Origin of the sequence: Ottowia sp. SB7-C50 (assembly GCF_033110285.1) — a bacterium.
In the GTDB taxonomy this organism is placed as follows: domain Bacteria; phylum Pseudomonadota; class Gammaproteobacteria; order Burkholderiales; family Burkholderiaceae_C; genus Ottowia.
On the sequence record NZ_CP136995.1, the window covers coordinates 1,954,180 to 1,966,594 of the forward strand.

Annotated in this window: 12 protein-coding genes and 1 pseudogene; 6 read left to right on the forward strand and 7 right to left on the reverse strand. The window is 64.7% G+C overall.

What is annotated here, in order from left to right; genetic code table 11:
- The first annotated feature begins 26 nt into the window (after positions 1-26).
- The 6 genes from lptF to R0D99_RS09365 all read left to right on the forward strand — a co-directional run bounded on the left by lptF (position 27) and on the right by R0D99_RS09365 (position 5,757).
- A complete protein-coding gene (lptF, locus tag R0D99_RS09340; RefSeq protein WP_317747985.1) occupies positions 27-1,130 on the forward strand; it encodes an LPS export ABC transporter permease LptF in 1,104 nt (367 codons plus the stop codon).
- Positions 1,127-2,233 carry an LPS export ABC transporter permease LptG gene (lptG, locus tag R0D99_RS09345; RefSeq protein WP_317747986.1) on the forward strand — a complete coding sequence of 369 codons (1,107 nt, stop codon included), beginning with the start codon at positions 1,127-1,129 and terminating at the stop codon, positions 2,231-2,233. The genes lptF and lptG overlap by 4 nt, the downstream gene beginning before the upstream one ends.
- 1 nt (position 2,234) lies before the next feature.
- Positions 2,235-2,606, forward strand: coding sequence for a CbiX/SirB N-terminal domain-containing protein (locus tag R0D99_RS09350; RefSeq protein WP_317747987.1), 372 nt, complete (start codon positions 2,235-2,237; stop codon positions 2,604-2,606).
- A 40-nt stretch (positions 2,607-2,646) separates the two neighbouring features.
- Entirely contained in the window at positions 2,647-3,588 is a 942-nt protein-coding gene (locus R0D99_RS09355) for a CysB family HTH-type transcriptional regulator (protein ID WP_317747988.1), read from the forward strand.
- A gap of 197 nt (positions 3,589-3,785) precedes the next feature.
- A complete protein-coding gene (locus R0D99_RS09360) occupies positions 3,786-4,889 on the forward strand; it encodes a pyridoxal phosphate-dependent aminotransferase (protein WP_317747989.1) in 1,104 nt (367 codons plus the stop codon).
- A 73-nt stretch (positions 4,890-4,962) separates the two neighbouring features.
- Positions 4,963-5,757, forward strand: a complete 795-nt coding sequence (locus tag R0D99_RS09365; RefSeq protein WP_317747990.1) for a hypothetical protein — start codon at positions 4,963-4,965, stop codon at positions 5,755-5,757.
- A 144-nt stretch (positions 5,758-5,901) separates the two neighbouring features.
- Here R0D99_RS09365 and R0D99_RS09370 read toward each other — a convergent pair whose 3' ends face one another.
- From R0D99_RS09370 to R0D99_RS17340, 7 genes and pseudogenes are all read right to left on the reverse strand, one after another.
- Complete coding sequence (locus R0D99_RS09370; protein WP_317747991.1) at positions 5,902-6,147, reverse strand: YlcI/YnfO family protein; 246 nt, start codon at positions 6,145-6,147, stop codon at positions 5,902-5,904.
- 1 nt (position 6,148) lies between these two features.
- Positions 6,149-6,766, reverse strand: a complete 618-nt coding sequence (locus R0D99_RS09375; RefSeq protein ID WP_317747993.1) for an NAD(P)/FAD-dependent oxidoreductase — start codon at positions 6,764-6,766, stop codon at positions 6,149-6,151.
- Between the two features lie 10 nt (positions 6,767-6,776).
- Positions 6,777-7,745 carry a class I SAM-dependent methyltransferase gene (locus R0D99_RS09380; RefSeq protein WP_317747994.1) on the reverse strand — a complete coding sequence of 323 codons (969 nt, stop codon included), beginning with the start codon at positions 7,743-7,745 and terminating at the stop codon, positions 6,777-6,779.
- A 252-nt stretch (positions 7,746-7,997) separates the two neighbouring features.
- On the reverse strand, positions 7,998-8,402 hold the full coding sequence (locus R0D99_RS09385) for a hypothetical protein (protein ID WP_317747995.1): 405 nt from the start codon (positions 8,400-8,402) through the stop codon (positions 7,998-8,000).
- A gap of 146 nt (positions 8,403-8,548) precedes the next feature.
- Complete coding sequence (locus R0D99_RS09390; RefSeq protein WP_317747996.1) at positions 8,549-10,393, reverse strand: beta-galactosidase; 1,845 nt, start codon at positions 10,391-10,393, stop codon at positions 8,549-8,551.
- 180 nt (positions 10,394-10,573) lie between these two features.
- On the reverse strand, positions 10,574-11,923 hold the full coding sequence (locus R0D99_RS09395; RefSeq protein ID WP_416365859.1) for a dihydrolipoyl dehydrogenase family protein: 1,350 nt from the start codon (positions 11,921-11,923) through the stop codon (positions 10,574-10,576).
- Positions 11,859-12,413, reverse strand: a pseudogene (locus R0D99_RS17340) (biotin/lipoyl-containing protein); the annotation flags it as partial. The gene R0D99_RS09395 and the pseudogene R0D99_RS17340, both read right to left, overlap by 65 nt.
- Positions 12,414-12,415: the final 2 nt, after the last annotated feature.

Here is a 12,415-nt window from a genome sequence, read left to right on the forward strand (position 1 = left end):
CGCTTGCCGCTTTCCGAGTTCGAGCGATGTTATTCGATTCGTCCCTGCGCAAAGAACTCGGTCGCAGCTTCGGCGCGACCCTGGTGGTGCTGGTCACCATCGTCATGACGGTGATGCTGATCCGCACGCTGGGCCAGGCGTCGATCGGCCGCGTCAACCCGTCCGAAGTGCTGCTGGTGATGGGCTTCACCGTGCTGGGGCACCTGCCGACCATCCTGACGCTCAGCCTGTTCATCGCCATCACCGCCACGCTGACGCGCATGTACGCCGCCAGCGAAATGGTGGTGTGGTTTGCCAGCGGCCAGGGGCTGCTGACCTTTCTGCGGCCCGTGCTGCGCTTTGCCTGGCCGGTGCTGCTGGCGGTGGCGGTGCTGGCTTTGCTGGTGTGGCCGTGGTCCAACCAGCAGATCCGTGAGCTGCGCGACCGCTACCAGGCGCGCGGCGACATCGAACGCGTGGCGCCCGGGCGCTTCATCGAATCGGCGGGCGGCCAGCGCGTGTTCTTCATCGACAAGGACACGGCCGACGCGCAGACCGGCAACAACATCTTCATCGCCGCCACCGAGCGCGGCAAGGAGACCGTGACCTCCGCCCAGACCGGCCGGCTGGACACCATCAACGGCGAGCGCTTCATCATCCTGGAGCACGGACACCGCCTGGAAACGGACCTGAAGACCGGCGAGACGCGCATCAGCCAGTTCGAGGAATACGCCAACCGCGTCAGCCAGCGCATGGACGGCCCCGCCGCCGCCGATGCGCCGTCGATGAAGCCCACCCTGACTCTGCTGCGCGAGCCCACGCCGCGCCACATGGGCGAGCTGTCGTGGCGGCTGGGGCTGGCGCTGGCGGCGCTCAACTGCGTGATCTTCGCCCTGGCGGCCACGCGCGTGAACCCGCGCGTGGGGCGCAGCGCCGGGCTGGTCTTCGCGCTGTTCGCCTTCGTCACCTACTACAACCTGATCACCTTCGGCGAAAGCTGGATCGGCCGCGAGCGCGTCGGCTTTGTGCCCTACGTGGTGTTGCTGCACGGCGGCATCTTCCTGCTGGCCATGGGCTGGCTGATGGCGCGCCAGTACGACTGGCTGAGCCGCTGGCGCCTGCGCGGGCCGCATGCCGGGGGCACCACATGAGGACCATCCGCCGCCTGATCTACACCGAGGTGCTGCGCGCCGTGGGCTTTGTGGCGCTGGCCTTTCTGGCGCTGTTCTTCTTCTTCGACCTGGTGGACGCGCTGGGTGACGTGAACCGCGGCGCCGCGGCCGGCTACCACGTGGGCTACGCGCTGCTGTACACCGCGCTGCAGATACCCAACCACCTGTACGAGCTGCTGCCCATCGCCGCGCTGATCGGCACCATCTTCGTCATGGCGCGGCTGGCGGCCAGTTCGGAGTTCACCATTTTGCGCACCAGCGGCCTGGGCCCGCTGCGCGCGCTGGGCACGCTGCTGCTGCTGGGCGTGGGCTTCGTGCTGGTGACTTTCCTGTTTGGCGACTACGTGGCGCCCACGGCCAACCGCGCCGCGCAGAACCTGCAGGCGCGCTTTCTGGGCGACATCACGGTGGGCCGCACGGGCGCCTGGCTGAAAGACCGCCAGGCCGACCGCAACTATTCGGTCAACGTGGGCGCGATGACGTCGGACGGCACGCTGAACCACGTGCGCATCTTTGAATTCAGCAACGCCGATGGCCGCCCGCTGTCGACCACCAACGCCGCCAAAGGGCGCTTCGTGGGCGAAGGCTGGCAGCTGGAACAGGTCGAGCGCCGCACGTTCGAGCATGCCAACGCGCCGCAGCCGCGCGTCGGCGCCGAGCGGCTGGAGCGCTGGACCTGGGCGACCGAGCTGTCGCAGGACATGGTGGCCGCCGCCCTGCTCAGCCCCGACCGCATGCAGACGCTGGACCTGTTCCAGTACATCCGCCATCTGGAGGGCAACGCCCAGAACGCCCAGCGGTATGAAATCGAGTTCTGGCGCAAGGTGTTCTACCCGCTAAGCTGCCTGGTGATGATGGTGCTGGCGCTGCCCTTTGCCTACCTGCACTTCCGGGCCGGCAACATCACCGGCTACGTGTTCATCGGCGTGCTGGTGGGCATCAGCTTCTTCCTGCTGAACAACGTGTTCGGCTACGTCGGCAACCTGCGCAACTGGCAGCCCTGGCTGGCGGCGGCGGCGCCCGGCATCATCTATTCGGTGCTGTCGCTGGGCGCGTTCGGCTGGCTGGTACTGAGGCAATGACATGACCACCGCCACCGTCCTGTTCGCCCACGGCTCGCGCGACCCCGCCTGGCGCGCGCCCATCGAGGCCGTGGCCGCGCGCATGCGCGAGCTGTCGCCCGGCGTGCGGGTGATGTGTGCCTATCTCGAATACACGTCGCCCACGCTGCAGGACGCCGTCGACGCGTTGCGCGCCGCCGGCGCCACGTCGGTCGCCATCTGGCCGATGTTTCTGGGCACCGGCCGCCACGCCCGCGAAGACCTGCCGCAACTGGTGGACGAACTGCGGGCCGCCCACCCCGGCGTCGTTTTTACCCTGCACCCCGCCATTGCCGAGCATGCCGACGTGCTGCAGGCCATGGCCAGCGCCGCGCTCGGCCCGTCGCCGCCTTAGACGTTAATTCATATAATGATCGGGATTCATATAAACGACTATGAACCTGCATCAATTCCGCTTTGTCCAGGAAGCCGCGCGCCGCAACCTGAACCTGACCGAGGCTGCCAAGGCGCTGCATACCTCCCAGCCAGGCGTCTCCAAGGCCATCATCGAGCTGGAAGAAGAGCTCGGCATCGACATCTTCATGCGCCACGGCAAGCGCCTGAAGCGCATCACCGAGCCCGGCCAGCACGTGCTGGAAAGCATTGCCATCATCCTGCGCGAAGTCGGCAACCTGAAGCGCATTGGCGAGCAGTACAGCGCGCAGGACTCGGGCACCCTTTCCATCGCCACCACGCACACCCAGGCACGCTATGTGTTGCCCATGCCCGTGGCGCGCCTGCGCGAGCAGTACCCCAAGGTCAACATCAGCCTGCACCAGGGCGCGCCCGACCAGGTGGCGCGCATGGTGATCGAGGAAACGGCCGAAATCGGTATCGCCACCGAATCGCTGGCCAACTACCCCGAACTGGTCACCCTGCCCTGCTACGAATGGCAGCACGTGCTGGTGCTGCCCGCCAGCCACCCGCTGGCAAAAAAGGAGCGCCTGACGCTGGAGGACATTGCGGCGCAGCCCCTGATCACCTATCACCCCTCGTTCACCGGCCGCACCCGCATCGACACCGCGTTTGCCCAGCGCCACCTGCAGCCCAGCGTGGTGCTGGAGGCGATCGACTCCGACGTCATCAAGACCTATGTGCGCCTGGGCCTGGGCGTCGGCATCGTGGCCGAAATGGCCGTCGCGGGCGACAAGGACCCTGACCTCGTCGCGCGCCCGCTGGGCCAGTTGCTGGGCCAGAACGTGGCGCGCATCGCCCTCAAGCGCGGTGCCTACCTGCGCGACTTCGTCTATCACTTTGCCAGCCTGCTGTCGGACCGGCTCGACAAGAACCTCATCCTGAAGGCCATGTCCGGGCATGTCGCGGACTACGAGCTGTGACCGTTTGCTATTGTGTTGATAGCTGTCTGCGCTTGTCTACAAAGCGCTGGCGGCCAATTTTGATCTGAACCCCGGACGGCACAGCGCCCCACGCCCGCTGCGCCCCGTACCCCGCCGTTCCTCCATCGCCATGAGCCCCACCACCCCCCCGCTTCCCTTCGCGCCTGCCCAACGTCGGCACCACCATCTTCACCGTCATGTCGGCGCTGGCAGCGCAGCACAAGGCCGTCAACCTGGGCCAGGGCTTCCCCGACTTCGACTGCGACCCCCGGCTGACCGAGGGCGTCACCGCCGCCATGCAGCAGGGCCACAACCAGTACCCGCCCATGCCCGGCGTGCCCGCGCTGCGGCAGGCGATTGCTTCAAAAATTGAAGCGCTCTACGCCCGCCCCTACAGCGCCGACACCGAAATCACCGTGACGGCCGGGGCCACGCAAGCCATCCTGACGGCCATCCTGTGTTGCGTCGGCCCGGGCGACGAAGTCATCGTGCTGGAGCCCTGCTACGACAGCTACGTGCCCAACATCGAGCTGACCGGCGCCACCGTCGTGCGCGTGCCCCTGACCCCCGGCACCTTCCGCCCCGACTTCGACAAGATCGGCGCCGCCCTCAACCCCAAGACGCGCGCCATCCTCATCAACACCCCGCACAACCCCAGCGGCACCGTCTGGTCAGCCGAAGACATGCGCCAGCTGGAAGAACTGCTCGCGCCCACCAACGTGCTGGTCATCAGCGACGAGGTGTACGAGCACATGGTCTATGCCCCGCTGCGGCACGAAAGCGTGGCGCGCTACCCGGGCCTGGCCGCGCGCAGCTTCATCGTCAGCAGCTTCGGCAAAACGTATCACGTGACCGGCTGGAAAGTCGGCTACGTCGCCGCCCCCGCCGCGCTGACCGCCGAATTCCGCAAGGTGCACCAGTTCAACGTGTTCACCGTCAACACGCCCATGCAGGTCGGCCTGGCCGCGTACATGCAAGACCCCACGCCTTACCTGCAACTGCCCGCGTTCTACGACGCCAAGCGCCAGCTGTTCCGCGACGGCCTGGCCAACACCAAGTTCAGGCTGCTGCCGTGCGAAGGCACGTACTTCCAGTGCGTCAGCATCGCCGACTTGGCCGTGCCCGAGCGCGATCTGCCCGAAGCCGACTTCTGCCAATGGCTCACCCGCGAGATCGGCGTGGCGGCGATTCCGCTGTCGGCGTTTTATGGGGGTGGGTTTGACCAGAAGGTGGTGCGGTTTTGTTTTGCGAAGAGGGATGAGACGTTGAGGAAGGCGGTGGGGAGATTGGCAAGACTGTGAATTGTCTCCACGCCCCACACAGCTGAGTCAGGCCTCATATTCCCCATAGCTTCACAACCTACTCGCATATGTCATGCCGGAACTGCAAGATCGTCCTCTAGGAACGTCGCCACAGCACAAAGTGTTGCATGCCGTGGCTCAGACCGGCTCTCGACTGGTCGGAGATAGATTCTTGGCAAACTATCTCGCTGACTGCCTGCACATGGTGGGAGGCCTGGGGCCCATCCACAAAGTCTTGTTGGCTGATGCGGGGCATAAAAGACGAGCTGCTCCTGAAACGGTCACAAGATTCCTCGCTCAAGCGGATGACAACATCAGGTGGGCAGGTGAAATGCAAGCAGAGGACTATCACCGGGTCAACGTGCTTGCATTCCTGAGTCTATGGTCTGCGTATGAGTCCGGCACTGAAAACATCGTCGCCGCAGCCATGGGGACTATCAGTTCAGTTGCTGCATCGGCAGCGGCCAGATTTTCTCGCGGAAGATATGACATGGACGGCTGGCCGTGGTCGGACGAGCAATGCTTGGAAATTGCGCAAAAGCTTGATCAGAAAGCGAAGGCAGATACGCCTGACGGTGGATGGGATGTTGCCGCCCGACTAACGACGCTATTCGGCTGGTTAGGAGCGGAACTGGCTATACCGTCAAATACAGCAAAGACTCTGAACGAGGCGTCTATGGTGCGCAATGTGCTTCTCCATAGATACGGTCGAATGGGCCCTCGAGACATTGAACGCGCACCGCACCTCAACGTGAACGGAAACAACGCTGTGCAGATTACCCGCGAACGATTGGTTCAGTATTCGCAAGCCGTAAACGAGACTCATGTTGCCGTCATGGAGGGAGTGGTCGCAGCAGGATGGGAATGAATGATGGAAGCTCCTTTAATGACAGGCGCAATCCGACGACCTGAAGAGGCCTGAAATCCAAACGAATCGGTCAACAGACATTTCCGGAAACCGCCTCACACACACAATTTAAGGCAGTTCCAAACCGCATTGCGCACCGGCAAATTAAGGCCAGTCGTCGGGTTCGGGGCTCTTCCCGCCAGCACGATTCAGCGTGACAAGTGCGTCAGCCAAATTACCCCGCCCGGCTCGCTGCGCGAAATAGTCAGCCGTCTTCAGCGCCGCCAGTTTCTCGGCGACGGCGCTGACGATGAACTGATTCAGCGTGGCGCCGTCCTCCCGCGCGGCCTGTTCGGCGCCAGCCTTCAGCGAGCGGGGCAGGCGCAGGGCATAGTTGCTTGGGGTTCCCATATCAATCTCCTTGAATCACTTGCCGGGGCGACAACACCGCCACGCCGAAACGCTCGGCCTGCGGCAAAAAATCGCGCTGGTTGAAGGTAACGATGCCCACCGGTTTCTCAAGGCGCTGGGCGTTGACAGCCAGTTCCAGCACCATGTCGTCGTCGGTGGCCTCGTAGCCGTCGCACACGGCGCACAGGCGCACGGCCTGGCGGTCAATGGCTTCGACCAGGCCTTGCATGGCCGGCATGCGGTCGACCACCCCGGTGGCCAGGATGACCATCGGCGCCTGCCATGTCTGTCCGTCGTCGGCGGTGGCGGTGAAGGTGCTGCCCTGCTTCTGCAGCTGGGCGACGTGCGTGGCGATGGGCGTGACACCGTAGACCTGTGCCTGCTGGCGGTAACGCTCCAGCAGTTGATCGCCCTCCAGACCGAACGGGAAGCCCGGGCAGTTGTGGCTGGTGGGAATCCAGCGCGCGCGGCTCTTGCCGCCATCCAGCACCACGACTCGGCGACGATAGCGCGCAAGGTAGGTGGCCGCGGTCAGGCCGGCAGGACCGGCGCCGATGATGATGGCATCCAGCGCGGGTTCGGTTGTGGATGACGGTGCGGGAGCAGGCGTGGAGGTCATGGGCGCAAGATCAAGGGGCGTGGGGCGCGGCACGGTAGACGGCGACCTTGAGCGCGCGGTCGGCGTCCACATCGGCGAACGCGGGCGGCGGAGCCACGCGCTCGATGAACTGCAGGCCCGGTGCGTGCTCGCGCACCTGCGCCTGCAGCCAGGCCAAGGGCAGCTCCGGCGCGTTCAGGCACAGCAGCGCATGGCCACCGGGCGCCAACAGCTCAGACAGGCGGCGCAGCAGGCGGGCGTAGTCCTTGGTGGCGACGAAGCTGCCCTTCTGGTAGCTGGGCGGGTCCGCGATGACCAGGTCGTAAGGGCCGCCGCGCGTCACCTTGCCCCACGAATTGAACAGGTCGTGCGCCAAAAAGCTGGCGCCGCCGTGCAGGCCGTTGAGTTGGTGGTTCTGCTGGCCGGTGGCGAGGGCGCCGCGGGCCATGTCGATGTTGGTGACGTGCGCCGCGCCGCCCTGCAAGGCGGCGACGGAGAAGGCACACGTGTACGCGAACAGGTTGAGCACCTTGGCGCCGCGCCCTTCGCGGTGCAGAAAGTCGGCTGCAAAGTCACTCACCCAGCGTCGGCCTTTGGCCATGTCGAGGAACAGGCCATGGTTCTGGCCGCGCAGCACGTGCACCAGGTAGCGCGCCGTGCCTTCGGTAACGACGTGCGGCTCAGGCACGGCACCGGACATGACGCGCGCCTCGCTGCGCCCTTCGCGCCGCAAGTCATGGCCGCGCTGCTGAAACACCCAGGTCAGCCCATCCTGCTGACCAGGCGGCGCAATTTGCTGCCAACGGGTGTGCAGCGCCGCGCCGATGCCGCCCAGCTCATCGTCCGTCGTGGGTGCGAAGCTGGTCAGGACAAAGACCGGCGGGTAGGCGTCGAGCGTCCACTGCTCGCACCCCGGATAGCGGCCGCCACGGCCGTGGAAGATGCGGCAGGCGTCGCCAGACGGCGGCATGGCGGCGATGGCGTCGAGCAAGGCCTGCATGGAAGCGCGTTTGGAGAGATATTGGCGGCCAGCGCTTGATGAATAAGCGCCGCCAGCTATTTTTAGTGTAGCACTGGAAATCGCGTGGCCCGCTGCACGAGGCGACACATCCCTTTGGGTAGCGCACCGGAACAGCGGCTTTTCCCGGCCTGCACGCCGCATCTCGCCGATAGCGCATGGGCGCCCATGCCGCAGGCGCTCGCAACCCCTGTTGAGCGCCAGCGCACCGCGCGCCTCAGGCGCACCAATCGATCATCGCCGCTCGATGATGGTCGTCTTGCTGGTCATCCGCGGATAGCCGCCTTCCACCTTGACCGGACGTGCGCGCGGGTTGGCCTTGAGCTGATTGGCAATGGCCATGTCGGCCTTGAACTGCTCCTGCGCCTGCGCCTGGCAAGCGCGGCGTTCGGCAGCGGCCACCGTGCGGCATTCCGCGAGGTTGTTCTTGCGGGCGCCATGGGCTTCGCGCAGAGCGGTGTTGTAGCGCTCGGCAGGCGTCGCGTCCGGCACCGCGCCACGCGCCAGCTCGGCCTCATCCTCGGTCGCACGAAGTGGTAGGTTGCCCTGGGCCTGTGCGACACCAGCTGCGAGAAGGCAAGCGATACCTGCAGTAACAACCCAGGCGCGGAGAGGCAATGGTGCGATGTAGGCGTTCATGTAAACCTTCCTGATGTCTCGATGGGCTTGGGAGTAGGCGCACCTCGCTCCATGGGGCACGCAGTAAACACCTTATCGTGGCACGTGCGCCGCTGACACAGGACTTTTGAGCTGTTGGGCGTAGGACGTCCCTGACGTGGCGCCGCCTACTCCGCAGCGATGGTTCGAATAGCCTCGTAGAAAGCGGCTGAGCCTTCTTTGTGGTTATCGGGGCGCAGTTCCATCCGATTTACGCCATGCTCCACTGTCGCACGGAACCGCTGCGCAATCAGGGAAAAGTAATACGGGCTGATGAACCGTGCGCCTGAATCGTAATGGGCACGCATGGCAGCCAAGTGCAAACCGGGCGTTTTCCATTGCTGCGGGTTGAATTCGGGCACGCCGTAGTCGTCGACGGCGTTTTCTTTGAGGAATCTTGCCAGCCAAGCGCTGTTAGTGGATCCTCCATAAAGGTTGAACCCAGGCCGCCAAAGGTGGCCCATACCCAGTGTCTTTTCGACGGCAAATAACTGGTGATTCCATGCCGAATTAACGTCTGGTAACACCTGATGCGAATAAAGCTTGTGGGCAGGCAGGCCGGCGTCGATCGCGGTTCGCGTGAAGTGTTCGAGAAAATTCGCCGCCTGCCACGCACGAAACGCGTCCCAATCGCGTGCCAGCGGATTGAAATAAACGTCCTGCATGGGGTTCGGCAAATCGACCCAGGCGTGCACCAATTGAGCGAGTTCCCTGGGCAACCCTTCGGCGGGGGTGGATGCGCTAACCCACCCGGTGCGGACCAACCATGCCTGCAGCCAGCGCGGAACGAAACGGCGCCATCCCCGCTGTGCTGCGCCCAGGGTCGCCACCCCTTGGGGAATCTCATCCGACACGCTAGACTGATCACGCGGCACCACAACCAGGATGCGTTCCCCGAGCAGGTATTGGGCATCGTCGGACTTGACGACGATCTGGAGTCTATGCCGGCCAGGTGCAAGTGCCGAAAAATCCAGGTCGTGGCGGAATCCGACGTTGGGCGTGGTGATGTCTTCGCGCGCCCGATAAACGTCGAGCCGATTGAAGCCTTGCGCTATCGGCGCCACAAGCTTGCCATCGACATACAGCTCCAGGCTTTGCACCTTTTTGCTGGGGTCCCACAACCATCCGCCGACCGGCAGGCGCCCTGCGGCAAAAGCGTCATAGTGCTCGCCAAAGCCGGTGAGCTTGGCCTTGCGAATGTCTTTACCGGGGGCCGGAATCTGATCAAAACCCGAGAAGCTAAATCCCGTGGCTTGATTGAGTTGAGCAATGGTGTGGTACTTGTTCTTCAGCCAGTCCCTGAACAGGACGACGCTGGCGGGATCGTAGTCGGTCACCTTGACGTCAGAAAAATTGCCGGTGCCGTTCTCGAAATCCGGAAACAGGTGGTGAACCTCGCCCACCAGGGTGATGGCGACGATGAGATCTTGCACCGGCAGGGGCAACTGCTTCACCCGACGGGCAATTTCCCTAAGCGCAGCGTAGCGATACTGATTGACCGGTATGCTCTCGTCCGGCCTGAGTGTGTAAGGGTTAATCGGATAGCCGAAATAACTCAGGGACGGCGCCCGTCCGTCTGCCAGCTTCATGAGGTTCGCCGGGTCCTTGACCAACTCGGCCGGCAGTGCACCAATGGAATCGAAGTGGCTGGACGACAGGTAGAGCACCACCGGCCGCTTGGCCTCGGCCATCAGCTTCATGATGGCGTCGAGGTGCTTGTCGTCGAGCGCCCATTGGCCGTTCGACTGCCGGCGATACAGCTCCAGCAACTGCACGGTCAGTGTGTAGCCCACCTGCACCTTGCCTTGCGGCCCGCCGGGCTCCAACGTATCGAGCAATCGCGTGAGCGCCTGCGCGCCGTGTTGCCCTTTGTCCATGCAATAGCGGAACGCCTCCGAAGCATGCACCAGTTGCTTCAACCCGACCGATTCGTCGCATTGCATCAACCCTTCGACGTTGGGCAGGATGTACATGGGGTTTTGCCGCTCCGCCGCTGTAGCCAGGCCACTGCACATCACGGCGCACGCCAGAAACACTTTTGCCCACATATCCAATCGACTTCAGTGACGTTTCAAGAAAAAATCCCTGCACTGTCTGCGCCAGCACAGGGACTCGGAACGGCCCTGAAGATCAGGGCACGCAGGTCTATCGTATCAGCGCCGTTGCGGTGGCAGATCCGTGCAGCTGCCGTGCGCCACCTCGGCCGCCATGCCAATGCTTTCGCCCAGCGTGGGGTGCGGGTGGATGGTCTTGCCGATGTCCACGGCGTCGGCGCCCATCTCGATGGCCAGGGCCACCTCGCCAATCATGTCGCCCGCGTGCGTGCCGACGATGCCGCCGCCCAGGATCTTGCCGTGGCCATGCGCTTCGGGGCTGTCGTCAAACAGCAGCTTGGTCATGCCCTCGTCGCGGCCGTTGGCAATGGCACGGCCCGAGGCCGTCCAGGGGAACAGGCCCTTCTTGACCTTGATGCCCTGCGCCTTGGCCTGGTCTTCGGTCAGGCCGACCCAGGCGACCTCGGGGTCGGTGTAGGCCACGCTGGGGATCACGCGGGCGTTGAAGGCGGACTTGGCCAGCGCCTCCTCGCCCTTCAACTCGCCGGCAATCACTTCGGCCGCCACGTGCGCCTCGTGCACCGCCTTGTGCGCCAGCATGGGCTGGCCGACGATGTCGCCGATGGCGAAGATGTGCGGCGCGTTGGTGCGCATCTGGATGTCGACGTTGATGAAGCCGCGGTCGGTCACCGCCACGCCCGCCTTGTCGGCGCCGATCTTCTTGCCGTTGGGACTGCGACCGACGGCTTGCAGGACCAGGTCGTAGGTTTGCGGCGCCGGGGCGCCCTCGCCTTCAAAGCTGACCTCGATGCCCGCATCGGTCACCTTGGCGGCCACCGTCTTGGTCTTGAGCATGATGTTGTCGAAGCGCGGCGCGTTGAGCTTCTGCCACACCTTCACCAGGTCGCGGTCAGCGCCCTGCATCAGGCCGTCGAGCATTTCGACCACGTCCAGGCGCGCGCCCAGCGTGCTGTACACCGTGCCCATCTCCAGGCCGATGATGCCGCCGCCCAGGATGAGCATCTTCTTGGGCACCGATTTCAGCGCCAGCGCGCCGGTGGAGTCGACCACGCGCGGGTCTTCGGGCATGAAGGGCAGGCGCACGGCCTGCGAGCCGGCGGCGATGATGGCGCGCTTGAACTGAACCACCTGCTTCTTGCCGGTTTTCTCCTGGCCGGTGCCGCTGGTTTCTTCCACTTCCAGGTGGTTGCTGCCGACGAAGGAGCCGTAGCCGCGCATCGTGGTGACCTTGCGCATCTTGGCCATGGCGCCCAGGCCGCCGGTCAGCTTGCCGATGACCTTCTCTTTGTGGGCGCGCAGCTTGTCGATGTCGAGTTTGGGCGCGCCGCCGTAGTCGATGCCCAGCGCGGCCAGGTGGCTGACTTCGTCCATCACCGCCGCCACGTGCAGCAGCGCCTTCGACGGGATGCAGCCGACGTTCAGGCACACGCCCCCCCAGTTGCGCGTAACGCTCGACCAGCACGACCTTCAGGCCCAGATCGGCCGCGCGGAAGGCCGCCGAGTAGCCGCCGGGGCCGCCACCCAGCACCAGCACATCGCAGTCCAGGTCGGCCTGGCCGCTGTAGGCCACGCCGGGGGCGGCACTGACGGGCGTCGGCGCCGGCGCAGGCGCTGCACTTTGTGTAGCGGCTGGCGCTGATGGAGCGGGCGCTGGCGCCGGTTTTGGCTCGGCAGCGGCGCCTTCGGCGTCGAGCACCAGCACCACCGTGCCTTCGTTCACCGTGTCGCCCAGCTTCACGGCCAGCGACTTCACGACGCCGGCGTGGCTGGAGGGAATCTCCATGCTCGCCTTGTCGGACTCGACGGTGATCAGGCTCTGCTCCACCTTCACGGCGTCGCCGGGCTTGACCAGCACTTCGATGACGGCGACGTCCTTGAAGTCGCCAATGTCGGGCACCTTGACTTGAATTTCTGCCATGT